At 46.3% G+C, this 21,589-nt stretch carries 17 protein-coding genes and 2 pseudogenes; 12 read left to right on the plus strand and 7 right to left on the minus strand.

Annotated elements, in window-relative coordinates:
* Positions 1-216: 216 nt before the first annotated feature.
* A pseudogene (locus OF158_RS05780) lies at positions 217-1,428 on the plus strand (PAS domain S-box protein); the annotation flags it as partial.
* A gap of 247 nt (positions 1,429-1,675) precedes the next feature.
* Here OF158_RS05780 and OF158_RS05785 read toward each other — a convergent pair.
* The gene (locus OF158_RS05785) at positions 1,676-2,986 is read right to left on the minus strand and encodes a transposase (protein ID WP_013858128.1); all 1,311 of its coding nucleotides are present in this window, start codon (positions 2,984-2,986) and stop codon (positions 1,676-1,678) included.
* Between the two features lie 201 nt (positions 2,987-3,187).
* Here OF158_RS05785 and OF158_RS05790 point away from each other — a divergent pair.
* Together OF158_RS05790 and OF158_RS05795 are read left to right on the plus strand one after the other, a co-directional pair.
* Positions 3,188-3,448 (plus strand): annotated as a pseudogene (locus tag OF158_RS05790) (ATP-binding protein); the annotation flags it as partial.
* Positions 3,390-3,860: a methylated-DNA--[protein]-cysteine S-methyltransferase gene (locus OF158_RS05795; RefSeq protein ID WP_035181953.1), complete on the plus strand. Its 471-nt coding sequence runs from the start codon at positions 3,390-3,392 to the stop codon at positions 3,858-3,860. The pseudogene OF158_RS05790 and the gene OF158_RS05795, both read left to right, overlap by 59 nt.
* A gap of 37 nt (positions 3,861-3,897) precedes the next feature.
* Here the strand turns inward: OF158_RS05795 and OF158_RS05800 are convergent, their stop codons facing one another.
* Complete coding sequence (locus OF158_RS05800) at positions 3,898-4,320, minus strand: YkvA family protein (RefSeq protein WP_013858888.1); 423 nt, start codon at positions 4,318-4,320, stop codon at positions 3,898-3,900.
* A gap of 357 nt (positions 4,321-4,677) precedes the next feature.
* On the opposite strand from OF158_RS05800, the gene OF158_RS05805 reads away from it, so the two are divergent.
* Positions 4,678-4,968, plus strand: coding sequence for an aspartyl-phosphate phosphatase Spo0E family protein (locus OF158_RS05805; RefSeq protein WP_017552150.1), 291 nt, complete (start codon positions 4,678-4,680; stop codon positions 4,966-4,968).
* A 287-nt stretch (positions 4,969-5,255) separates the two neighbouring features.
* Here the strand turns inward: OF158_RS05805 and OF158_RS05810 are convergent, their stop codons facing one another.
* Positions 5,256-7,412 carry an ATP-dependent Clp protease ATP-binding subunit gene (locus OF158_RS05810; protein WP_013858890.1) on the minus strand — a complete coding sequence of 719 codons (2,157 nt, stop codon included), beginning with the start codon at positions 7,410-7,412 and terminating at the stop codon, positions 5,256-5,258.
* Between the two features lie 526 nt (positions 7,413-7,938).
* Here OF158_RS05810 and OF158_RS05815 point away from each other — a divergent pair.
* The gene (locus OF158_RS05815; protein ID WP_035181951.1) at positions 7,939-8,973 is read left to right on the plus strand and encodes a YkvI family membrane protein; all 1,035 of its coding nucleotides are present in this window, start codon (positions 7,939-7,941) and stop codon (positions 8,971-8,973) included.
* An 81-nt stretch (positions 8,974-9,054) separates the two neighbouring features.
* On the opposite strand, the gene OF158_RS05820 is transcribed toward OF158_RS05815, so the two are convergent.
* Positions 9,055-9,672 (minus strand): CPBP family intramembrane glutamic endopeptidase, encoded by a 618-nt coding sequence (locus OF158_RS05820; RefSeq protein ID WP_014095632.1) that lies wholly within the window; start codon positions 9,670-9,672, stop codon positions 9,055-9,057.
* Positions 9,673-9,916: 244 nt separating this feature from the next.
* Positions 9,917-10,105, minus strand: coding sequence for a YkvS family protein (locus OF158_RS05825; protein WP_014095631.1), 189 nt, complete (start codon positions 10,103-10,105; stop codon positions 9,917-9,919).
* Positions 10,106-10,271: 166 nt separating this feature from the next.
* Here OF158_RS05825 and OF158_RS05830 point away from each other — a divergent pair, with 166 nt between their 5' ends.
* The 5 genes from OF158_RS05830 (at position 10,272) to OF158_RS05850 (ending at position 14,971) form a co-directional block, all read left to right on the plus strand.
* Complete coding sequence (locus OF158_RS05830) at positions 10,272-10,466, plus strand: hypothetical protein (protein ID WP_026104678.1); 195 nt, start codon at positions 10,272-10,274, stop codon at positions 10,464-10,466.
* A 394-nt stretch (positions 10,467-10,860) separates the two neighbouring features.
* Positions 10,861-11,127: a phosphocarrier protein HPr gene (locus OF158_RS05835; RefSeq protein WP_013858895.1), complete on the plus strand. Its 267-nt coding sequence runs from the start codon at positions 10,861-10,863 to the stop codon at positions 11,125-11,127.
* Positions 11,127-12,848 carry a phosphoenolpyruvate--protein phosphotransferase gene (gene ptsP, locus OF158_RS05840; RefSeq protein WP_035181948.1) on the plus strand — a complete coding sequence of 574 codons (1,722 nt, stop codon included), beginning with the start codon at positions 11,127-11,129 and terminating at the stop codon, positions 12,846-12,848. The genes OF158_RS05835 and ptsP overlap by 1 nt, the downstream gene beginning before the upstream one ends.
* 338 nt (positions 12,849-13,186) lie before the next feature.
* Positions 13,187-13,972 carry an SDR family oxidoreductase gene (locus tag OF158_RS05845; RefSeq protein ID WP_014095628.1) on the plus strand — a complete coding sequence of 262 codons (786 nt, stop codon included), beginning with the start codon at positions 13,187-13,189 and terminating at the stop codon, positions 13,970-13,972.
* Between the two features lie 135 nt (positions 13,973-14,107).
* Complete coding sequence (locus OF158_RS05850) at positions 14,108-14,971, plus strand: NAD(P)-dependent oxidoreductase (RefSeq protein ID WP_014095627.1); 864 nt, start codon at positions 14,108-14,110, stop codon at positions 14,969-14,971.
* 256 nt (positions 14,972-15,227) lie between these two features.
* Here OF158_RS05850 and OF158_RS05855 read toward each other — a convergent pair whose 3' ends face one another.
* Positions 15,228-16,382: an aminotransferase A gene (locus tag OF158_RS05855; RefSeq protein ID WP_026683822.1), complete on the minus strand. Its 1,155-nt coding sequence runs from the start codon at positions 16,380-16,382 to the stop codon at positions 15,228-15,230.
* 239 nt (positions 16,383-16,621) lie between these two features.
* Here OF158_RS05855 and OF158_RS05860 point away from each other — a divergent pair, with 239 nt between their 5' ends.
* Positions 16,622-17,524, plus strand: a complete 903-nt coding sequence (locus OF158_RS05860; protein ID WP_017552157.1) for a chemotaxis protein — start codon at positions 16,622-16,624, stop codon at positions 17,522-17,524.
* 131 nt (positions 17,525-17,655) lie between these two features.
* Here the strand turns inward: OF158_RS05860 and OF158_RS05865 are convergent, their stop codons facing one another.
* Positions 17,656-18,123, minus strand: coding sequence for a YkyB family protein (locus OF158_RS05865; RefSeq protein WP_017552159.1), 468 nt, complete (start codon positions 18,121-18,123; stop codon positions 17,656-17,658).
* Positions 18,124-18,298: 175 nt separating this feature from the next.
* Between OF158_RS05865 and OF158_RS05870 the strand changes: the two genes are divergently transcribed.
* Complete coding sequence (locus OF158_RS05870; RefSeq protein WP_035181945.1) at positions 18,299-21,415, plus strand: MMPL family transporter; 3,117 nt, start codon at positions 18,299-18,301, stop codon at positions 21,413-21,415.
* The last annotated feature ends 174 nt before the right edge of the window (positions 21,416-21,589 follow it).

The following is a 21,589-nucleotide window of genomic DNA, read 5'->3' on the forward strand; positions in this document are numbered from 1 at the left end:
TTTTGCGGAAATGGCAGCAGGAATTCCCCCGTTGGACCACGAATTATCACCATATCATCCATCTTGCCAATTTCATTTGACATATCTTCTCAAAAAGAATATGTTCTTAAATAGCAGCTGGAAACCCTTATGCAGCAGACTTTTCCAGACATTTGTTGTGAACAGAAATATCATAAATTCAGGGGCATGCTTCTTATGAAGAAGGGGAGAACAAATTTGGGAACAGATCAGTTTATGAGCCAAAAGAAAAGGGGACTTGTATTAAGAGATCATGAGCAGCTTTACCGAACCCTTTTTTTGGAAGCAATGGATGCAATTGTATTTTGGGATCAAAACGGCCGGATCCTGTTGGCAAACGAAGCCGCTTTAAAAATTTTCGAGTGCACGATGGAGGAGTTTATCGGGAAAAAGCTGAGCGATTTTGTTTATGTCGAAAACGGCGGGAATTGCCGGGAGTTCGACAGGCTGAACCACATCCCGGCAGCCCGCGAAGAACTGCTCTTTAAAATGCCGAACGGGCAGCTGAAGCATCTCGAGTTTACATCCCGGTATATCAGCGCAGAAAATTACCATGTGACCATTTTCCGCAATGTCAGCAGCCGTTACAAGATGGAACAGACGCTGCGGGACAGCGAGGAACGGTTCCGGAAAGTGTTCGAAGGATCGATCGACGGGATGGTCTTATGGAACTGGGATTTGAAAATTGTCGATATTAACCCTGCAGCCGCGAACTATTTCGACTGCAGCCGGGAAGATGCGATCGGGAAGAAAATCCAAAATTTATTGCTTACCAATGACGAAAAAGTGCAAAAAGATTTTCTCCGCCATCTTTTTCAGTTGAAAGAGAACGGGACGGCAGATTATTTGTTTAATGTTTCAAAAGCCAATGAAACGAAATATTATGAGATCACGTCAAAAGGGAACCTGACATCGAATATGAATTTAACGGTCATCCGGGATATTACCGAAAGAAGGGCGATGCAGGAGCAGCTCCGCAAATCGGATACCCTGAATATTGTCGGGGAGCTCGCGGCCGGCATTGCCCACGAAATCCGCAATCCGATGACAGCTTTGAAAGGTTTTATCCAGCTGCTGCAAAACAGCATGAAAGAGGAAGAGCATTCATTATATTTTAACGTGATTACATCGGAACTGGCGCGGATTGAAACAATTATTACCGACTTTCTGGTGCTGGCAAAGCCGCAGGCAATCCAGTTCCAAAATCATGATATCCGGAAAATCATGCGCGATACGATTGGTTTGCTGAATGCGCAAGCGCTGATGCACAATATCCAGATTTCCTGCCGCTTTGACGATGGGCTTCCGGATGTTTATTGCGAAGGCAACCAGCTTAAGCAGGTCTTTATCAATATCATTAAAAATGCAATAGAAGTCATGCCGGACGGAGGAAAAATAGATATCAAGATTTGTTACGAAAAGGAAAGAGGGCTGGTCCATACAAGCATTCGCGATGAAGGGCAGTTCTGAAGAGTAAATTCATCAATTTTTAGATGTTTTATGATAAAATGACTTATCCACATTTAGAAAATTTTTCCATCTATTTTTTCTGCTTTCAAAGTCAAAAAGAGCCGAATTTGCAAATTTCTTTTTTAAAATTGTGGATAACTTCAAAAAAACCTTTTTTTACATCACATCCTTTGCTATAATATAACCATTAAGTAAACCTTACTTGTATTGGCTTACTTAAATGGGTGAAATCCTCGTCTGTTAAAATGCGTGTCCGAAACGATTCCAACAGATTTGAGGATTTTTCTTTTGCCGTTTTTTTGAGTGCTTTTAAGATTGACGAACCTTTTTCAAACAGCTGTCTAATAATATCTGTTATTTGAACTAATAAATAATGATTTTTCATGGCTGTGTAGTTTTGGCTATTGGCATGTTCTATATTGTAACGATTATTTTTTTGTTCGTTAAATCCTTGATTTTCAATCTTCCAGCGGCTTCTTCCTGCAGCGATGAGTCGTTCCACGTTCTTTTTCGTGATTTTAATATCCGTTATAAATACATACTCTTTCGATTTCCCATCCTCTGTTTTCATTGTGGCCTCCATCAGATTGACCGTTCTGTCTTTGTAGGCAATATCATTCACCCAAACTAATGAATTCTGATCCTTACTTTGTTCCAGCTCTTTTATTGCCTTAAACTCCGTCGAGATACTTTTAATTCTCCCTTCCTTAAATCTGCATATATATTTCCATTTGTGCGCCCTGCACAGATTAAATACCGTTTCACATGCATAGAGACTATCTCCCAAGATACAAATCGGTAGTCTTTTAAATATTTTTTTTATTTTCTTTGCCAGCCTGTCGAAGGCTTTTAATTCACAATCTTGCTTAGAAACATTTTCTGATTCATTTTCGATAAATTCGGAGGCAATACTGAAGACCATATCCCCCACGACAAGCTTGGCTTCAAGTACATGGTGCATATAAAGTACGTTCGTTTCTCCTGTTTCTTTATTTGTATATGCCCGTCTCAGGCAGTGTTTACAATGTTTCTCATGAAAGGTGTGTAATCCAGTTCCATCAATGATGACACCCCAGTACTTTCCTTCAATTCGATAAGACTCGAGAGACCTTTTTTTCAATAATTCTTTAATCATATACGTTCTAATTTTTTCTAATTCATTTACATCTAAGCCAGATAAAAAGTCGTTAATTGTATCATAATGTGGAAGTTCTTCAAGAGAATCTAAGCCTAACACCTTCCCTACATTTTTAATACATTCTTCTTTATTAAAACTCTCACTCATGTTTCTCATGGATTTTAGGCCGGTCATATTTTTCAACATCATCGTAAATAAAAGGACCTCTGGACCATAAGTGATATAGCTTTGATGTCGGTGGTCTGCTACCTTTTTTAGGTTATTCATCAGGTCTTTGAAAAAATGCTTCTGAATTTTAAGGAACTCGAAAAAATAATTTGCTTCTTTTTCACGATTTCTTTTTTCTTTTCTAGTAACCAAAATAAAAACCCCCTCAAAACAGCCAAGTTTAATTAGGGCTTGCTGAACGAATCAAATTTTAGCTTGTATTCGACTTGTCACTAAGCCATGCCAAAATATTCGTCCAGCAAGCTCTAATTATTTAAATTATTACATATTTAGCCGCATTTTTGGGGGGGGAATAGTTAAATTATCACGAAAAATTTTTACTCCTCAGAGCTGGATGAAGGGGAAGGCATCCCGGACGATAAAATTGAAAAGCTGGGCGAGCCGTTCTATACGACAAAAGAAAGAGGAACCGGACTTGGTTTGATGATCAGTTATAAAATCATAAAGGAGCATAAAGGCTTCATTCAAGTCCAAAGCAAAGTACGGGAAGGCACAACTTTTCATATCTTTCTTCCCGTGCAGCAGGAAGCAGGTGATGAAAATGGCTTTTATTTGGCTGGAAAGCCCAATCGGACCTTTAACAGTAAGGGCTGATGAAAAAGGCATTACGGCCGTTTCTTTCGGCAAAACAGATGAAGAGGGTATGCCGGAACCCCGCCACCCGCTGCTTTTGCGCGCAGCCAGTGAACTGGAAGCGTATTTTGCAAAGAAAAGAACCCGTTTTGATGTGCCGGTTTCTGTCTCCGGCACTCCCTTTCAAATGGCGGTTTGGGAAGCGCTGAAAAAAATTCCGTATGGGGAAACGTGCTCGTATAAAGACATCGCTGAGGCTGTCGGGAACCCGAAAGCCGTGCGGGCCGTCGGGCAGGCGAACCGGAAAAACCCTGTTCCGATCCTGATCCCCTGCCACCGCGTGATCGGAAAAGACAAGTCGTTAACAGGCTATGCCGGGAGCCGGATCGATCAAAAGGCATTCCTGCTCCATCTTGAAGGGGCGATTATCTAAAAGGGGCAAAGTTTTGAAATCCCGCGCGGACCAAGGTTCAACTTTTATCTCTTTTGTTTTTCCATTGTAAAAATTTTTCCAAATCCGGGGTCACTTGCGTCAGGAGAAAAGCAAGCACGGCGGTGTCGTCAACAAGGCCCGCGCCGGCAAGAAAATCAGGGATGATGTCAATGGGAGATACGAAATAAATAAGGCCGATTACAATCATGAGAATCGTCCGGTACGGAACGGTGCGGTATTCGCCTTTTGCCCATGCCCTGACAAGCTGGAAAAGGACGCGGATTTTACTCCACATATTGGCAAGCGTGATTTTGTTGGAGAGTGCTTTTTTCTCCGCGCGGTTAACCAGATCGCCGGTTTTTTTCCGGTCGTTTAAATACTGTTTTGCTTTTGAACGAAATAACCATCCGGCTGCTTTGGCCAGCAGAAAATTTTTTGCCATCTGCTTCACTTCTTTCATGTCTTTTTCTCTTTTATTTTTCCACTGCGTGACCAAAAAAAACATGGAGCGGTGAAAAACGGGTGGTTTTTTCGGGAGATGTGAAAATTTTTGGCGAAAATTTTGTCTAATATTGCGATTGTATTTACATTTCCGTCAAGACCTGCGATACTACTTTAGTAATGGTAAAATAAGCAGGATGGGGGCAGGGCTTTTGCGCCTTTCCGGCTTGCAGAGAACTTTTGCCACGATGCCATCATGCGGAAAACCGGCAGAATAGTCCGCCATTTTCCATGTGTAACACCTCACATTTTTTGAAGCATAATCGGGGGATAACAATCATTCAATAGAAAAAGAGAACTAAAGGAGAATTTGGAAGTGGACACGCACATGTTAGAGGAGAACAAGTATCTTTACAGAATTCAGAAAAAACGTCAGGAAATGATGGAGCTTGGGAAAAAACTGGGCCTGACGCATGAGAAAACGGTCCGGTGCAGCCAGCAGCTGGATTCGCTCATGAATGAGTATGAAGCCTATCGAAAGCAGCACAACGCCCGGTCATCCGAAATGGTGATTATCCGGGAAATGTCATTCATATTGTATGAAAAAGTGCAGCGGCTCAATCTGGCTGAAGCGAGAAAAACGTATAAAGCCATGCAGCTTGTTTAACAAACAGGGGAACTGCTTCCAACCTTTGCATCTTGGTTTTGCTCCTTTGAGTGCGGATGAATCCCTGATCAATATTCCGGATGAATATGTTTCCCGCCCGCCTTTTTGTTTGGACTGGTTTTGGCCGGGTAATAAAACCCGGCTTTCTTCCGATTGATTTACAACAGCCGGGTTTGGACTGCGTTCGATCTTTTTACAAACATAAAAAACCCGGCAGATGGCCCGTGCTGTCCATCTGCCGGAATGCAAAAACCGGCATGGGCTATGTCCGCATGCCGGTTTTTGCTTTATTTTTCCGCGATGGCAATGTCACCTTCGCGGACTTCCGCTTTTAAGTTTTTGCTTTCCGGATGGTCGAGGATAAAGTCGGCAATCCGGTCTTCAATTTTTTCCTGGATAACGCGGCGGATCGGGCGGGCCCCAAATGCCGGGTCATAACCGAGTTCGGCGATTTTTTCTTTCGCTTCTGCTGTCACGTCAAGCGTAATCGCTTGTTCGTTCAGCGTTTCATTCAGTTCGCCGAGCATCAGGTCAACAATTTTAACCAAATGTTCTTTTTCAAGTGGTTTAAATTCGATAATGTTGTCGAAACGGTTCAGAAACTCCGGTTTGAAGAAGTCGCCGAGTGAATCGAGAATATTCGATTCTTTGATCGCTTCACTTTTAGCGAACCCGACTGTTTTATGCTTAAATTGGGTGCCGGCGTTGCTCGTCATAATGATGACGGTATCTTTGAAGCTGACCGTCCGCCCTTGGGCATCGGTTAAGCGCCCGTCATCGAGAATTTGCAGAAACATGTTCAAAACATCCGGGTGCGCTTTTTCAATTTCGTCGAGCAAAATAATGCTGTACGGGTTGCGGCGCACTTTTTCCGTCAGTTGGCCGGCATCTTCATAACCGACATAGCCGGCAGGTGCCCCGATCAGTTTCGAGACGCTGTGTTTTTCCATATATTCGCTCATGTCAAGCCGGATCATCGCATCTTTCGTGCCGAACAGTTCTTCCGCGAGCCGTTTTGTCAGTTCCGTTTTTCCGACGCCGGTCGGGCCGACGAACAGGAACGAACCGATCGGGCGGCTTTTCGCTTTCAGGCCGGCACGCGAACGGCGGATTGCTTTCGCCACTTTCCGGACCGCTTCATCCTGGCCGATCACTTTTTTAGCGAGGTTTTCTTCCAGATGCTGCAGTTTTTTCGCTTCATCCGCTTCGAGTTTGCCGACCGGAATACCCGTTTTCTTTTCGACGATTTCCTGAATTTGCGTGACATCGACAACCGGTTTGGCTTCGGTTTGTCCGGAAGCAGCCAGCTCGTTCAGTTTTTGTTCTTCTTTTTTCAGTTCGGCTGCCTTTTCATAGTTTTCCGTTGCAACCGCAGTTTGTTTTTCCTGCGCAATTTCAGCAAGCCGTTTTTGGATATCTTCTTTGCTCGGAACCGCAATCGTCAGGTTCAATTTCGAACCGGCTTCATCCATCAGGTCGATCGCCTTATCCGGCAGGAAGCGGTCCTGGATGTAGCGGTGCGACAACTTCGCACAAGCTTCAATCGCTTCATCGGTATAGGAAACGTGGTGGTAGTTTTCATACCGGTCTTTTAAGCCGCGCAAAATCATGACGGTTTCTTCGAGGCTTGGTTCATTGACCTGTACCGGTTGGAAACGCCGTTCAAGTGCGGCATCTTTTTCAATTTGCCGGTATTCTTTCAAAGTGGTCGCGCCGATAACCTGGATTTCGCCGCGGGCAAGCGCCGGTTTCAAAATATTGCCTGCGTCCATCGAACCTTCTGCAGAACCTGCGCCGACAAGCAGGTGAATTTCGTCAATAAACAGAAGCACGTTTTTCCGTTGTTCCAGTTCGGCAATCAATTTTTTCATCCGTTCTTCAAATTGGCCGCGGATTCCCGTGTTTGCGACAAGCGAAGCCACATCGAGCAAGTAAACTTCTTTATGCCGCAGTTTTGCCGGAACCTGTTTTTCGGCAATTTTTAAAGCGAGCCCTTCTGCAATGGCGGTTTTTCCGACGCCCGGTTCGCCGATTAACACCGGGTTGTTTTTATTGCGCCGGTTTAAGATTTCAATGACGCGGGCGATTTCTTCATCACGGCCGATGACAGGGTCAATTTGCCCGGCCCGTGCAGCAGCGGTCAGGTTGCGGCCGAACTGGTCAAGTAGTCCGTTGCCGCCGCCCTGTGTTTGCGTTTGTACGGTTTGTTTCGCGCCGTTCGGCTGGAACCCGTTGGCGTTCATTTGGTTAAAGAGGTCGTTGAATCCTCCGAATCCGAAGTTTCCAAATCCGTTATTCATAAACATGCCTCCCCAGTTGTTTTCGAATTTTGCCCGTTCTTTTTGGTAGCAGGACTGGCACAGGTTCAATGTTTTTTGGTTTCCGTTCACATTTATATGCATCCCGATCGTCGCTTCGTTTTGATGGCATTTGTCACATAACATCAAACATTCCTCCTTTGATCGGTTTGATTTTGACTATCTTTGACTAATGAGATTGAAAAACAATCAAAGCGCTTTGATTTGCTTTGACCTTAATTGGAAATCAGTATAGCTCAAAATTTCACAAGATGCAAGTCTTTTGCATGCACCCCTTTGATGCATTTTGGCCTTTACAGTAGAATGGCAAAGTCATTTGTCTTGTGCTGAAAAAAGGAAACGGCATCTGCGAGTCACCTTTTGACTATTTTTGACCTTTCTAATATCATGATACAACTGCGCGGCCCGAAAATCAAAAGATCTGCATTTGTCATTTGCGCTATCGGCCAATGGCACCATCTTATAATTGACTATCTTTGACCTTTGCCTATAGTATATGACAACTTTTTTTGTTTGTAAAGGTTTTTTTGACTTTTTTTGACCAATTTTTTAGCGGCGGAAATGAACCGGCAGGGCTATTTTAAGAAAGCGGGACATAGGATAGTAACGGAGCCGGCAGGTTGTCTTATTTTTTCTTAAAGGGGTGCAGGCGTTGAATAAGTGGGGCGGTGCTGTCCAAATCGCAGCCGTATATATTGGAACGGTGATCGGGGCAGGGTTTGCAACAGGGAAAGAAATTACCGTTTTCTTTACACAGTTTGGGCTGTATGGATTGCTTGCCATCTGCCTTTCAGGGTTTTTATTTATTTTCTTTGGCACAAAAATGATGGAAAAAGCGATCGATTTACATGCGGATTCCTATGAAACCTTAAACCGGTATTTATTTGGCAAAAAAGCGGCCGGTTTCGTGAATGTGATGATGATGGCCATGCTATTCGGGGTCTGTGGCGTCATGCTGTCCGGTGCGGGTGCTGTTTTCGAGGAACAGCTCCGTGTTGGCAGGGGGACAGGGATTTTATTGACGGTGCTGCTCGCCTTTTTTGTCATGTGCTTTGGCATCAAGGGGCTGCTTGGCGTCAACACGTTTGTCGTGCCTTTGATGCTTTTGTTTAATTTTCTCCTTTTGTCGCAGTCCGTCCAGTCACCCGGATTTTTTCAAGCGCTCATGGCCCGGCCGGAAAGTGTTGATATGCCCCGTGCCCTTCTCCGCGCCCTTTCCTATGCGGCTTTGAATTTGGCGCTCGCGCAGGCGGTGCTTGTCCCGGTTGCGGCGGAAGTGAAAGATAAGGAAGTCGTCCGTGCCGGCGGGATACTGGGCGGGCTGTTTTTAACGCTCATCCTGATTTCCAGCCATTTGTCACTGGTCACGCTGCCGGACGTTGCCCAAGTGGAGATTCCGATGGCGCATATTGTGAAAGCGAGTTTTCCGGGCATTTATTTTATTTATGTTCTGCTGATTTTCGGGGAAATTTTCACTTCTATTATCGGGGATGCCTACGGGCTTGAGCGGCAAATGCAAAAATATATCCCGATGAAAAGCGGTTTGCTGTACGGGTTGATTTTTTCCGCCATTCTGCTGATCAGCAGCTTGCATTACGGCCCGCTATTATCGGTTTTATATCCCTTGTTCGGCTATTTCAGCCTTGTTTTTATGATGGCACTCGGAATAAAGACGATCCGGGGGTGACCGGTAAGGCATTCAAAACAGCTTTGCGCGGTTGTTATGCATTTGTGGCGGGCAAATGCCGAAAAAAAGCCGTCCCCCTGCTTAAAAAATCGGCAGGAAGACGACAAGCAGCAAATCAAAGGTAAGATGCGACAAAATTTGCGCAGACAGGCTCCGTTTTTTTGCATACAGCAGCCCCCAGAAAATCGAACCGGCAAAAGCGGCAATGACCATGATTTTTAATCCGCAGTAAAAATAAACGGATGCGTTCAATACGGCGGAAATCAAAATCGCATATTTCGCTTCCATCATTTTCATGAGCCGGGCCTGGACAAATGAACGCCAAAAAATTTCTTCTCCGGGGATGAGAATCAGGACAAGCGCTAAGTAATGCCAGAAGGATTCGGGCGAAAAACGCCTGTATGCGCGGGCGACTTCATTGTCAAGCCCGCCCGGCAAAAAACCGAGTACTGTATTGCCAATTCTGAAAATAATATAGAGGAGAAAACCCGAAAAAATGCCATACAACAGCAATTGAAGGTACGGAAGCTTTTCGTGTTTTTCTGATTTTCCAAGAAAAACCGTGTAACTGATCAAAAACAGCATTGCTCCGGAATATAAATACCAAAAAACGGAGGTATCCCGAAACGTAATATATAGCAGAAGGTGGGCGATCAAGATACTTCCGAGAAGCTTTGTATCCACCATGTTTTTTGCCACCGCCAATGCGCTCCTTTCTTAAGTTCGCAAACCGCCGGCAAAAAAACCGGGAAGGGCCAAAAAGAGATCCGGCCCCGCAGTCCGGCCTTCGCGGCATTGGGTCAAACAAAAATACATTGAATATTTTAGCAGAGAAATAGGGAAAAAGGTATCCGGGAAAATAATGTTAAAAAATTCACAATCATAGAAACGGCAGTAAAAAACCGGCATGTGCCGGTTTTTTACTGCGCGGTAAGCGTTTGAATTAATGTAAAGCCGAATGGATAACCTGATAGTTTTTATGATTGACCACTGTTTTTTCATCAAGCTCCAGTTCCTGATAGTTTTCCATATAGGTTAAATCCACGATGACCGAGTTCTCGTTCACCTTTTCGACAATTCCTTGAAGCCCGTCTTTAAATTCAATAATGTCACCAATTTGTGCTTTTTTCATTGCGGTCCTCCCGTAAGAAAGTATTGTAACCAGTTTGCACTATTTTTCTGAAAAATTCAAGGCGAAAGGAACAGAAAAATACAAATCGGGCCGGTTTTAAAAAATCGCGAAAGCAAACAAGTAGGCGGCAGGAAGAATGTGGTACAATACCGGGTGGGGTGGTCGTATGTCGGAAGAAGAAATCAGACAGGAAATCAACCGGCTTCGCAACAGGGAAATCGAAGAATTATTCGTCAGCCGTGAAGATTTTATGGACTTCCGGAAAGTGCTTATTGCCGAGGAAGACTTTAAACATTTTAAGGGCATTGCCTTGCGCGGCGGGAATGTCCGCTATATTTATTTGGACGAGCCGGAAATCTGACCGGGGCATGCATAATTTTGTGCATTTTTAAGCAAAATGAAGTCAACTCTGATGATTGTTTTATTTGGAAAGGCATGTTATTCTATTACGGGGATTTTGTTTTTCCCGCACTGTGCAATATTTGTCATTTTTTTGATCCGGCCGGGGACATGCGTGTTCCCGGTTTCGGGCGAGGCGTGTTTTTGGCACGGATGGGCCGCGCGTACTTTGAGGGAGCAGCCTGCTGAATAACCGGGGATGAACGGTGTTTGCAGGTACCCGGCATCGCTGCGGTTTTTTTCAACCCCCGTTTGCAAAATTTGTCATTTGTATGAAGATGGTTGATAAATATTGACGAAAAATGTACAGTGCATTATTTTTAGAACTATATTATAGAAAAGGAGTCGTTCTACCCATGGCTGAAAAACAATTTAAAGTAACAGCAGATACAGGAATCCACGCACGTCCTGCTACATTGCTCGTACAAACGGCAAGCAAATTCGATTCAGATATCCAATTGCAGTATAAGGATAAGAAAGTGAACCTGAAATCGATCATGGGGGTTATGTCCCTTGGAATCGGCAAAGGCGCCGACATTACCATTTCTGCAGAAGGCAACGATGCACAAGATGCATTGAACGCTTTAGCTGAATTAATGAAAAAAGAGGGTCTGGGCGAATAATGTCAACCATTTTAAAAGGTATAGCAGCATCCAACGGGATTGCCATCGCAAAAGCATATCGCCTGGTAGAACCGGATTTGTCTTTTGAAAAAAGGTCTGTCCAGAATGTTTCGGATGAATTGAAACGCTTTGATACTGCTGTGTCTGAATCCAAGTCTGAACTGCAGGCGATCAGGGAGCATGCAATGAAGGAACTGGGGGCGGACAAAGCAGCGATCTTTGATGCCCATTTGCTCGTTTTGGAAGATCCGGAACTGTTGACGCCGGTCCAGGACAAAATCAGGGATGACCAGGTCAATGCGGAATACGCATTGAAAGAAGTTGCGGATATGTTCGTGACCATGTTCGAACAAATGGACAACGAATATATGCGCGAACGTGCAGCGGACATCCGCGACGTGACAAAACGGATTCTGGCTCATCTGCTGAAAGTGGATATTCCGAATCCAAGCATGATCTCGGAAGAAGTCATTGTCATTGCTGAAGACTTGACCCCTTCTGATACGGCGCAGTTGAACCGCCAGTATGTAAAAGGTTTTGCAACAAATGTCGGCGGGCGTACGTCCCACTCTGCGATCATGGCGCGTTCTTTGGAAATCCCTGCAGTCGTCGGGACGAAAACGGCGATCCAGGATATCCAAAACGGCGACCTTGTCATCGTGGACGGCAACAATGGCGATGTCCATGTGAATCCGACACCTGAAGTGGTCGATGAATACAAACAAAAGCAGGAACAATTTGAACGGCAAAAAGCCGAATGGGCGAAGCTGGTCAATGAAAAATCCGTTTCGAAAGACGGCCATACGGTTGAACTGGTTGCCAATATCGGCACCCCGAACGATCTCGACGGCGTGATCCGGAACGGCGGGGAAGGCGTCGGCCTGTACCGTACAGAGTTCCTCTATATGGGCAGGGACGAGCTTCCGTCAGAAGAAGTGCAATTTGAAGCCTATAAAGCGGTGCTTGAAGGCTTAAAAGGCAAACCGGTTGTAGTCCGTACGCTGGATATCGGCGGCGACAAAAAACTGCCATACTTGCCGCTTCCGGAAGAAATGAACCCGTTCCTCGGCTTCCGTGCGATCCGCTTGTGCCTGGACAGACAGGATATTTTCCGCACCCAGCTGCGTGCATTGCTCCGCGCGAGCGCATACGGCAACCTGAAAATTATGTTCCCGATGATTTCCAATCTGGATGAATTCCGCAAAGCAAAAGCGATTCTTTTGGAAGAAAAAGAAAAGCTTATCCAGGAAGGCGTGCAGGTTGCAGATCATATCGAAGTCGGCATTATGGTTGAAATTCCTTCCACTGCCGTAATGGCTGATTTGTTTGCAAAAGAAGTTGATTTCTTCAGTGTCGGCACAAACGATCTGATCCAGTACACGATGGCTGCAGACCGTATGAACGAACACATTTCGTATTTGTACCAGCCGTATAACCCGGCCATTTTACGCCTTGTGAAACGCGTCATTGACGCGGCGCACAAAGAAGGCAAATGGGCCGGCATGTGCGGCGAAATGGCCGGAGACGAAATCGCTATTCCGATTCTGCTCGGCCTCGGCCTTGATGAATTTTCAATGAGCGCTTCTTCGATTTTAAGGGCCCGTTCCCAAATCAGGAACCTGAATAAGGCTGATATGGAAAAACTGGCAGAAGACGTTTTGAACCTCACAACGAACGAAGAAGTAAAAGAACACGTGAAAAAAGTTCTTTCAAAGGCATAAAAAAAATTTTTCAAAAACAGGTTTAGGGGCGAAGGAAGCGGGTATATGTAAACCATCCCAGCATTAAGGGTAGTATTATTGGTATCCAGTATTGTTACAATACCGGATGTATATCGTTTCTTTCTCATTTTTCCCCCTATTTTTGCCGAGTGGCTTTGCCATTCGGCTTTTTTTTGGATTGCGCTTTGGCGGAGCGCACATCAAAATGCCGGATATCCATTTTTAACGGAAAAATGGTGGGGAAGCCGGTTTGAAGCTTTATCGTGTATGGATGGGGAAAAATCGTTTATAATGAAGACAGGATTTTGTGAACATAAGATTTCGGGGAGGGATTTTGAATGGATTTAGGGTTGAAAGGAAAAGCCGCCCTTGTTGCCGCTTCCAGCCAGGGGCTTGGGAAAGCGGTAGCCAAACAACTTGTAATGGAAGGCGCGGATGTCCTCATTACAAGCCGGAATGAAGAAAAACTGCAGGCGGCAAAAGAAGAATTATCCGCTTACGGCACCGGAAAAGTAGCGTATATCCGGGCAGATATTACCCATCCGGAAGATATTCGCGCCATGGTACAAAAAGCACGGGATACATTCGGCAGACTGGATATACTGGTCAACAATGCAGGAGGACCGCCGGCCGGAAGTTTTGAAGATATGGCGGATGAAGACTGGCAAAAATCATTCGAACTGAATCTGCTTTCGTACATACGCATCATCAGGGAAGCATTGCCACTTTTAAAGAAAAACGGCGGCCGGATCATCAACATTGCCTCTTCATCCATTAAGGAGCCGATCCCGGGGCTGATTTTGTCGAATACGTTCCGGACGGGCATTGTGGGGCTTTCGAAAACGCTGGCGGAAGAATTTGCCCCGTACCAAATCCTTGTGAATACGGTCGGCCCGGGCAGAATTGCAACGGACCGGATCGTCCATCTTGACAAAGTGACAGCGGAGAAAACCGGAAAATCGATGGAAGAAGTCCAGGCAAAGGAACTGGAGTCGATTCCGCTCGGCAGATACGGCGAACCGGACGAATTCGGGAAGTTTGTTGCGTTTCTGGCTTCGGAAGCCAATTCCTATGTTACCGGAAGCAGCTTCCTGATCGACGGCGGAAAAGTCAAATCGATTTAATTTGCCAGGTTTAAAGCAGATCATGCGGGGTATAAAATAGAGGAAAGATTGTTTTCTTCCTTGTACCCCCATGTTTGCTTTTGGCCTGCTGTGATGCAGGCTTTTTTGTTTATTTGCGAAAAAGGGGGACCCAGGATGAAAAAGATCGGATTTATCGGGCTAGGCGTAATGGGCCGGAGCATGGCGCAAAATTTGCGGAATGCAGGATATCCGCTTTTTGTCTATAACCGGACAAAAGAAAAAGCGGAGCCACTTCTCAAAGCAGGAGCCGAATGGTGCAGCACGCCGGCAGAAACGGCTGCAAAATCAGATATCGTCATTACGATGGTCGGCTATCCGCACGATGTGGAAGAAGTGTATTTCGGGGAAAACGGGCTGCTTGGCGCGGCGAAAGAAGGAACGATCCTGATCGATATGACCACTTCCACGCCGACCCTTGCCAAAAAGATTGATGAAGCGGCTAAAGCGAAACAGGTGAAGGCGCTTGATGCACCGGTTTCCGGTGGCGATATCGGGGCGCAAAAAGGCAATTTGACGATTATGGTAGGCGGCGACGAATCGGTATTTGAAGAAGTAAAACCGGTTTTTTCCGTACTCGGGGAAAATATCGTGCTGCAGGGCGGCCCGGGATCCGGCCAGCATACCAAAATGTGCAACCAGATCGCCATTGCCTCCAATATGATCGGCGTGACAGAGTCGGTTGTGTATGCGAAAAAAGCAGGACTCGATCCGGAAAAAGTGCTCAAATCTATCAGCGCCGGGGCAGCCGGGAGCTGGTCAATGTCCAATCTTGTTCCGCGCATGCTTGCGGGCGATTATTCCCCGGGCTTTTTTATCAAGCATTTTATTAAAGACATGAAAATCGCCCTTGATGAAGCGGAAAAAATGGGGCTCAACCTGCCGGGGCTTGCGCTCAGCAAAAAATTATATGAAGAACTGGCCGCAAAAGGTGAAGAAAATAGCGGCACACAAGCATTGATTAAATATTGGTCCAAGTAAAGTTTGCCCGCCGGCATATGCCGGCGGGCTTATTTTTTATGCTGGCGGGATCATCCTGGCCGGGTCATATGCCCATGTTCCAGCAAATTTTGTTAACACGGGAAGCCGTTATGGTTTAACGCAGGCTTCTCTCTTTATGGCGAACGCGGCGCCAGCAAGCCAGCAAGGAATGAAAATATATTTCATTTTCAGCATAACACCCATTGCCCATGGAATGCGGTACCGGCGGAAAAATGAAAATCAGCCGGCGCATATTTCAGGATAGATTTGCAACAAACTTTTCCATGCGCGCAAGCCCTTTTTCAAGTTGATCCATGCTGCATGCGTAAGACATCCGGAACCAGCCTTCGCCGTACTTCGAAAAAGCGCTGCCCGGGACAACCGCGACTTTTTGCTGTTTTGCCAGATCGAGCGCAAAATCGAAAGAGGACCGCTTCAACGCTTCCGGCACCTTTGCGAATACGTAAAAAGCCCCGTCCGGTTTCACATACCCGATGCCGATCTCATCCAGCCTCCTGCATACATAGTCTCTCCGCTTTTCATATTCCTTTTTCATGGCGTGCGCGTCATCGATGCCGGCTGTCAGCGCTTCAAGCGCCGCCATCTGGGAAATAGAAGGCGCGCACGACACATTATATTGGTGGACTTTTAAAATATGCTTTGTGAGCCATTCCGGCGCAAACACGAAGCCGATCCGCCAGCCGGTCATCGAGTGGGACTTTGAGACGCCGTTAATGACGATGGTCTGCTCCGGCAAAAACGAAGCAATCGAGACGTGCTGCAGATTGTACGTTAGCTCGCTGTAAATTTCATCGGCCAGAATGAAAATATCACGGCCGCGGAGCAGGTCTGCAATTTCCTGCAATTCCGCCTTTTCGAGCGTAACCCCTGTCGGATTGGAAGGGTACGGCAAAATGATGCATTTCGTTTTTGCTGTGATAGCCTGGCGGATGAGATCCGCGGTTAGCTTAAACCGGTTTGCCCTTGTGTCCACGTGCACCGGAACGGCTCCCAACAGGCGGATGGCCGGTTCATACCCCGGGTAAACGGGCCCGGGCAGGATGACTTCGGAACCGGGTGTCAATACGGTTCTGAGCGTAATATCGATCGCCTCGCTGGCGCCGATCGTGACAATGACTTCCGTTTCCGGTTTATAAGACAGATTGTATTTCGTTTTTACAAATTGTGCTGCAGCCTTGCGTAAAGCAAGGTCGCCGGCATTGTGGGTATACGTTGTCTTATTTTCTTCAATGGCGCGGATCCCTGCTTGTTTGACATGTTCCGGCGTTTTAAAATCGGGCTGGCCGATTGTAAATGAGACCATGTCTTCGATTCCGGCAACCATGTTTGAAAACTTGCGGATGCCGGATATTTCAATCTCCCGCACATGCGGGTTCAGTAAATGTTCCAAAACCGGTTTCCTCCTCTTTCACGAATTGCTTTTCATTAAATATGTATGTCCTGTTCTTCTTCATCTTACCACGCTTGCACATTTGTGAAAAAGCAATCTTTTCCGTTTGCCCTTTTAGAGGTGAAACATTCTGGTCCATCTGCCGATATAATTCATGTGGGCAAATATTGAGAATCGGGCAGTCTACAAAATGCTCCGCGCCGGATTTTCATACGTTTTAGAACGAGGGGGTGAGAAAGATGAGTCTAGAGCACGAGATTTTACTGGAAAGTGGCACAAACGAAGTAGAGATTGTAGAATTTTCTGTTGCACAAAATCATTATGGCATCAATGTCATTAAAGTAAAGGAAATTATCATGCCGGCTGCGGTCACCACCATTCCGCACGCCCATCCAAATGTTGAAGGCATTATCCAGCTGCGCGGGGAAATACTGCCGGTTGTTAATTTGCGCAAAGTGCTCGGTTATCCGCCTGAAACGGGCGAGGATGACAAATTTATCGTGACGGAGTTCAACCAGCAAAAAATTGTCTTTCATGTGGACAATGTTTCAAAAATCCACCGGTTCTCCTGGGATCAAATTGAAAAACCGTCTGGGATGTATGCGGGCACCGATACACAGGTGATCGGCGTGATCAAGAAAGAAGACATGATGATTTTGCTGCTTGATTTTGAAAAAATGATTGCGGAAATCAACCCGGAAGCCACGATCCGGGTGGAAGAAGTCAAAAAGCTTGGAAAGCGGGAGCGGAACAATAAACGGATTGTGATCGCGGAAGATTCCGGCCTGCTCAGGGAATTGCTCCGCGATACGCTGCTTGAAGCCGGGTATGAACAAATTGCGTTTTTTGAAAACGGGAAAGAAGCATTCGAATATTTATCCGGGATTGCAGAAAGCGGAAAAGAGATTAAAGATGAAGTCCAGCTTGTGATTACGGACATTGAAATGCCGCAAATGGATGGACACCATTTAACGAAAAAAATAAAAGAAGATCCTGCATTAAAAGTGCTGCCGGTTATCATCTTTTCGTCGCTGATCACGGACGCATTGAGGCATAAAGGGGAAATGGTCGGCGCCGATGCCCAAATCAGTAAACCTGAAATCAACCAGCTTATCCTTGCGATGGACGAAAAAGTGCTGTAAACGCAGAAAAGCCCCCGGCTAATCGCGGAGGGCTTTCCTGTATGGTTGCGTATCGTGATTCATCTGGAAGGGGTCTTTTACCCGGTTTTGCAAACGGATTTTCCCGTTATTTGGTTTGCGCTTATTGCGGCTTAGAAAAAGGAGTCACCCAATTTTTTAAAAACCGGTTTGCAATTTTTTCTGCCGGTGCGGGGCTGCCCCGGATGCTGTTGTTTTTCCGTGAGCCCAGTATACTGCTCGAGCAACTGCTTAGCCTGGCTTAAAGGCATGCGGCATTTCGGGTTCCTTGTTTTATGGTCCAGGTATCCGAGATGGGGGAGGTTTTTAAAATCGTCTTTTGACGGCGGAATATGGAATGTATAATCACCGCACTTTACAAGCACATCAGACTGCTGCTGGCTGTACTTTGGATGCTCGGAAAAGTGTAGCCCGACTTTCAGTGCTTTCCCTTCCCGGATCATTTTTTCAAGCGCTTTTTTCTTTAAAAGGTAAAGAAATTTTGGATTGGTTGCGGTTTTCGCATGGCGATTGACCGTGAATACAGCATAAGAGAGGTTTTCGATTGTAGGTTGTAATGGAGCAGGTTTATGCGAATTCAAATAGAGAACTCCTTTCATTTTTAATCATATTATTTTTTAGTCAATTATACTACTTTTCGTTTATTTTGGAAAGAAAGCAACATGAAAATGTCCATTTTTTTACATACTTCTGCGGCCGTTTGTTTTATAATGGTTCAAGAGTGACGTGATCACAAGCTTGGGAGGAAACCAGTTCATGAAGCGATTGGTGCAGTTGAAATGGATTGTTGTTTTAGTATGGGCATTGATCAGCATTTTATTGGCATGGAAAGCGCCGGCAATGGAACCATTAGTCAGGGAAAAAGGCCAGATTAAGGTTCCGGAAGGTTATGCCTCGCAACGGGCGGCTGAAATCAAAAGCCGGCACCAGCAGACAGAAAACCACGGTACAAGCGTCATCATCGTGTTCCATGACCGGGTAAAAATATCCGGCCATGAGATGGGGCATATCCGGAGCACACTTGAACGGCTGGAAAAAAATAAAAAGCAATATGCGATTACGGGCTTAACAACCCATTTTCGCGAGCCGGCCCTTAAAAGTGAGCTTGTCTCCAAAGACGGAAAAACGGTGATGGCCATTGCCAGCGTGGATCCGGGCAAGAAGTCTTTTAAAACAGTGCGCGCGGCTTTGCAGAAAGCGGTAAAAACGCCGGGCGTCGAGGTGATGATGACCGGCAACAGGCTGATCAATGAAGATGTCACGGACAGATCACAGGCGGGCTTGAAAAAAACAGAAGCGATTACGATTGTTTTCATCCTGGCCGTCCTTGTGCTCGTGTACCGTTCAATCGTCGCGCCGCTCATCCCGCTATTAACGGTCGGGCTTTCTTATCTTGTCAGCCAGTTTATCGTTGCGATACTCGTCGACAAGCTTGATTTTCCGGTTTCAAATTTTACGCAAATTTTTCTCGTTGCTGTTTTGTTCGGGATTGGTACGGATTATTGTATTTTGCTGCTCAGCCGCTTTAAGGAAGAACTGGCGGATGGCAAAGAAACATTGCCGGCCATTCTTGCGACTTACCGTTCGGCCGGGAAAACGGTGCTGTTCAGCGGCATTGCCGTCCTGATCGGTTTTGCCTCGATCGGGCTTGCCAGTTTTAAGCTGTACCAATCCGCTTCTGCCGTTGCGGTCGGGGTAGCCGTTTTGCTGTTTGCCCTGTTTTCGATTGTGCCGTTTTTTATGGCTGTGTTAAAGAAAGGGCTGTTCTGGCCTGTGCGCGGGGACATTTCCCACCATGAAAGCAAAATTTGGGAACGGGCCGGCCTTTTTGCGCTGGCAAGGCCGTTTCTTTCCCTTGCGATTGTGGCGGTGATCATGGTTCCGCTATTGATCAGCTATAACGGAAAGCTGTCTTTCAATTCTCTCGATGAACTCGGGGACAACTACGATTCCGTAAAAGCGTTCAACATCATTGCCGAAAGTTTCGGCGCCGGGAAAGCAATGCCGGCCGAAGTCGTCCTCGAGAATGATGAGCCTGTTAAATCAAAAGACTATCTCGCTTTAATCGAGAAAATCAGCGCTGATCTGGATAAAGTCCCGCATGTTGCACAAATTCAAAGCGCGACAAGGCCGGACGGTTCGGTAATGAAAGAAATTTATGTCAAAAACCAGGCCAAAACATTGGGTGAGGGGCTGGAAAAAAGCCATAACGGCATTCAGAAAATCAAATCAGGATTAACGGGGGCATCCGGTTCCCTGGAAAACGCCAAATCAAAGTTTAAAGAAGCAACCGACGGGATCGGAGAGCTGGAGGCCGGTTCAGAGAAAATCTCAGCCGGCATGGGGAATCTGTCAAACTCGCTCAGCCGGATTGAAGAAGGCATCCAGAGCGGTTCGGCGGGCGCGGACGAACTGAAAAGCGGGGTAAAAAATGCCCAGCAGCAGGCAAAGGAACTGCAGTCCGGTTTTAACCAGCTGTATGGAAAATACCAGCTCGTCCAGTCTGGCATCCGCCAGTTTATCAGCCAAACGGACCAGTTGCCGGCTGATATTCCGAAGCAGGTCAGCTCCCTGCAAGCGGCTTACCAGGCGTTTTTAAAAGATAATCCGGAAGCAGCGAATGACCCGCAATTCCAAAAAGTGCAGCAGGCGATGAATGAGCTTGGGCTCGGCACCGGTAATGACAATGATACCATTGTCAGCCTGTACCGCCAGATTGATGCCGTCACAGCAACATTGGAAAGCGTGGACGCAAAACTTTCAGCGATTTCCGCCGGGCTTGGCCGCTTTGCCGATGGGTTTACGCCGATCATCAACGGGCTTGATCAGCTTGAAAACGGTTTGAACCAGACCGCAGCAGGCCAAAACGAAGTGATCCGGAAAATCCCGGCGCTGCAAAAAGGGCTTCAGGGGATCGCGGACGGCCAGGCACAGCTGAAAACCGGCCTCACGACGTTTGGAACCCATATGAATCAGCTTTCCGATGGTCTTGATAAAAGCGCAGCAGGACTCGGGAAAATCGAATCCGGGTTGTACGATGCCGGTTCTTATCTGAATGATTTGGCGGATGAAACAAGTATGGAACAGTCCGGCATTTATATTCCGGATGCCCTGCTTTCAAATGCGGATTATCAGAAAGCGCTTGGCCATTATATTTCGAAAGACGGAAAAATGGTGACTTTTCATCTGATATTAAATGAAAACCCGTATTCCAACAGGGCAATGGCTGATATTAGTCATATCAACCGGGCATTAAAAGACGCCGTAAAGGGGACAAAATTGGAAAATGCCCACATCGGGATCGGCGGCGTGTCAAGCATCAACCGCGATTTGGATAAGATGTCGAAAGCGGATTACACGCGTACCGTTACTTTTATGCTGATCGGGGTGGCCGCCGCACTTTTGATTTTCTTGCGGTCGATCGTCATGCCGCTCTATTTGCTGGCGTCCCTTCTTATCACTTATTTTGCATCTGCCGGTTTAACGGAAATCATTTTTGTCCATCTGCTCGGCTATCCGGGTATCAGCTGGGCGGTGCCGTTCTTCGGTTTTGTCATTTTAATCGCGCTCGGTACCGACTATTCCATCTTTTTAATGGAACGGTTCAATGAATACCAGCATTTGCCTGCAAAAGAGGCGATTTTGCTTGCCATGAAAAAGATGGGGACCGTTATTCTTTCTGCAGCCATCATTCTTTCCGGCACTTTTGCGGCTATGATGCCGTCCGGCGTTTTATCATTGCTGCAAATCGCCACCCTGACACTTACCGGGCTTCTGTTTTATGCCTTGATCATGCTGCCCTTGTTTGTGCCGGTGCTTGTAAAAATGCTTGGGAAGGCAAATTGGTGGCCCTTTATCGCAAATCAGAAGTAAAAAAGGGGCAACAAGTGAGCGACGGGCGGATCACTACCGACGGAAAAAGACAAAAACCGGGAGTGGCGGGACCCGGCAAATGGATGGCCGGCCTAGAAGGAAAGCAACGGCCGCGGATTTCCCGGCCGCACTTTCCGCCCCGGTTTTTTGTATTTTAACTATGCTTTTCGTACA

Source organism: Weizmannia sp. WK01 (genome assembly GCF_025905465.1).
GTDB lineage: Bacteria > Bacillota > Bacilli > Bacillales > Bacillaceae_C > Weizmannia > Weizmannia faecalis.

Excerpts from the sequence above, each read along its gene's own strand:
- OF158_RS05870 (WP_035181945.1), top strand. The coding sequence starts at position 18,299 with ATGAAGCGATTGGTGCAGTTGAAATGGATTGTTGTTTTAGTATGGGCA.
- OF158_RS05800 (WP_013858888.1), bottom strand. The coding sequence starts at position 4,320 with ATGAAAGAAGTGAAGCAGATGGCAAAAAATTTTCTGCTGGCCAAAGCA.
- OF158_RS05850 (WP_014095627.1), top strand. The coding sequence starts at position 14,108 with ATGAAAAAGATCGGATTTATCGGGCTAGGCGTAATGGGCCGGAGCATG.
- OF158_RS05835 (WP_013858895.1), top strand. The coding sequence starts at position 10,861 with ATGGCTGAAAAACAATTTAAAGTAACAGCAGATACAGGAATCCACGCA.
- OF158_RS05860 (WP_017552157.1), top strand. The coding sequence starts at position 16,622 with ATGAGTCTAGAGCACGAGATTTTACTGGAAAGTGGCACAAACGAAGTA.
- OF158_RS05795 (WP_035181953.1), top strand. The coding sequence starts at position 3,390 with ATGAAAATGGCTTTTATTTGGCTGGAAAGCCCAATCGGACCTTTAACA.
- OF158_RS05825 (WP_014095631.1), bottom strand. The coding sequence starts at position 10,105 with ATGAAAAAAGCACAAATTGGTGACATTATTGAATTTAAAGACGGGCTT.
- OF158_RS05830 (WP_026104678.1), top strand. The coding sequence starts at position 10,272 with ATGTCGGAAGAAGAAATCAGACAGGAAATCAACCGGCTTCGCAACAGG.
- OF158_RS05845 (WP_014095628.1), top strand. The coding sequence starts at position 13,187 with ATGGATTTAGGGTTGAAAGGAAAAGCCGCCCTTGTTGCCGCTTCCAGC.
- ptsP (WP_035181948.1), top strand. The coding sequence starts at position 11,127 with ATGTCAACCATTTTAAAAGGTATAGCAGCATCCAACGGGATTGCCATC.
- OF158_RS05810 (WP_013858890.1), bottom strand. The coding sequence starts at position 7,412 with ATGTTATGTGACAAATGCCATCAAAACGAAGCGACGATCGGGATGCAT.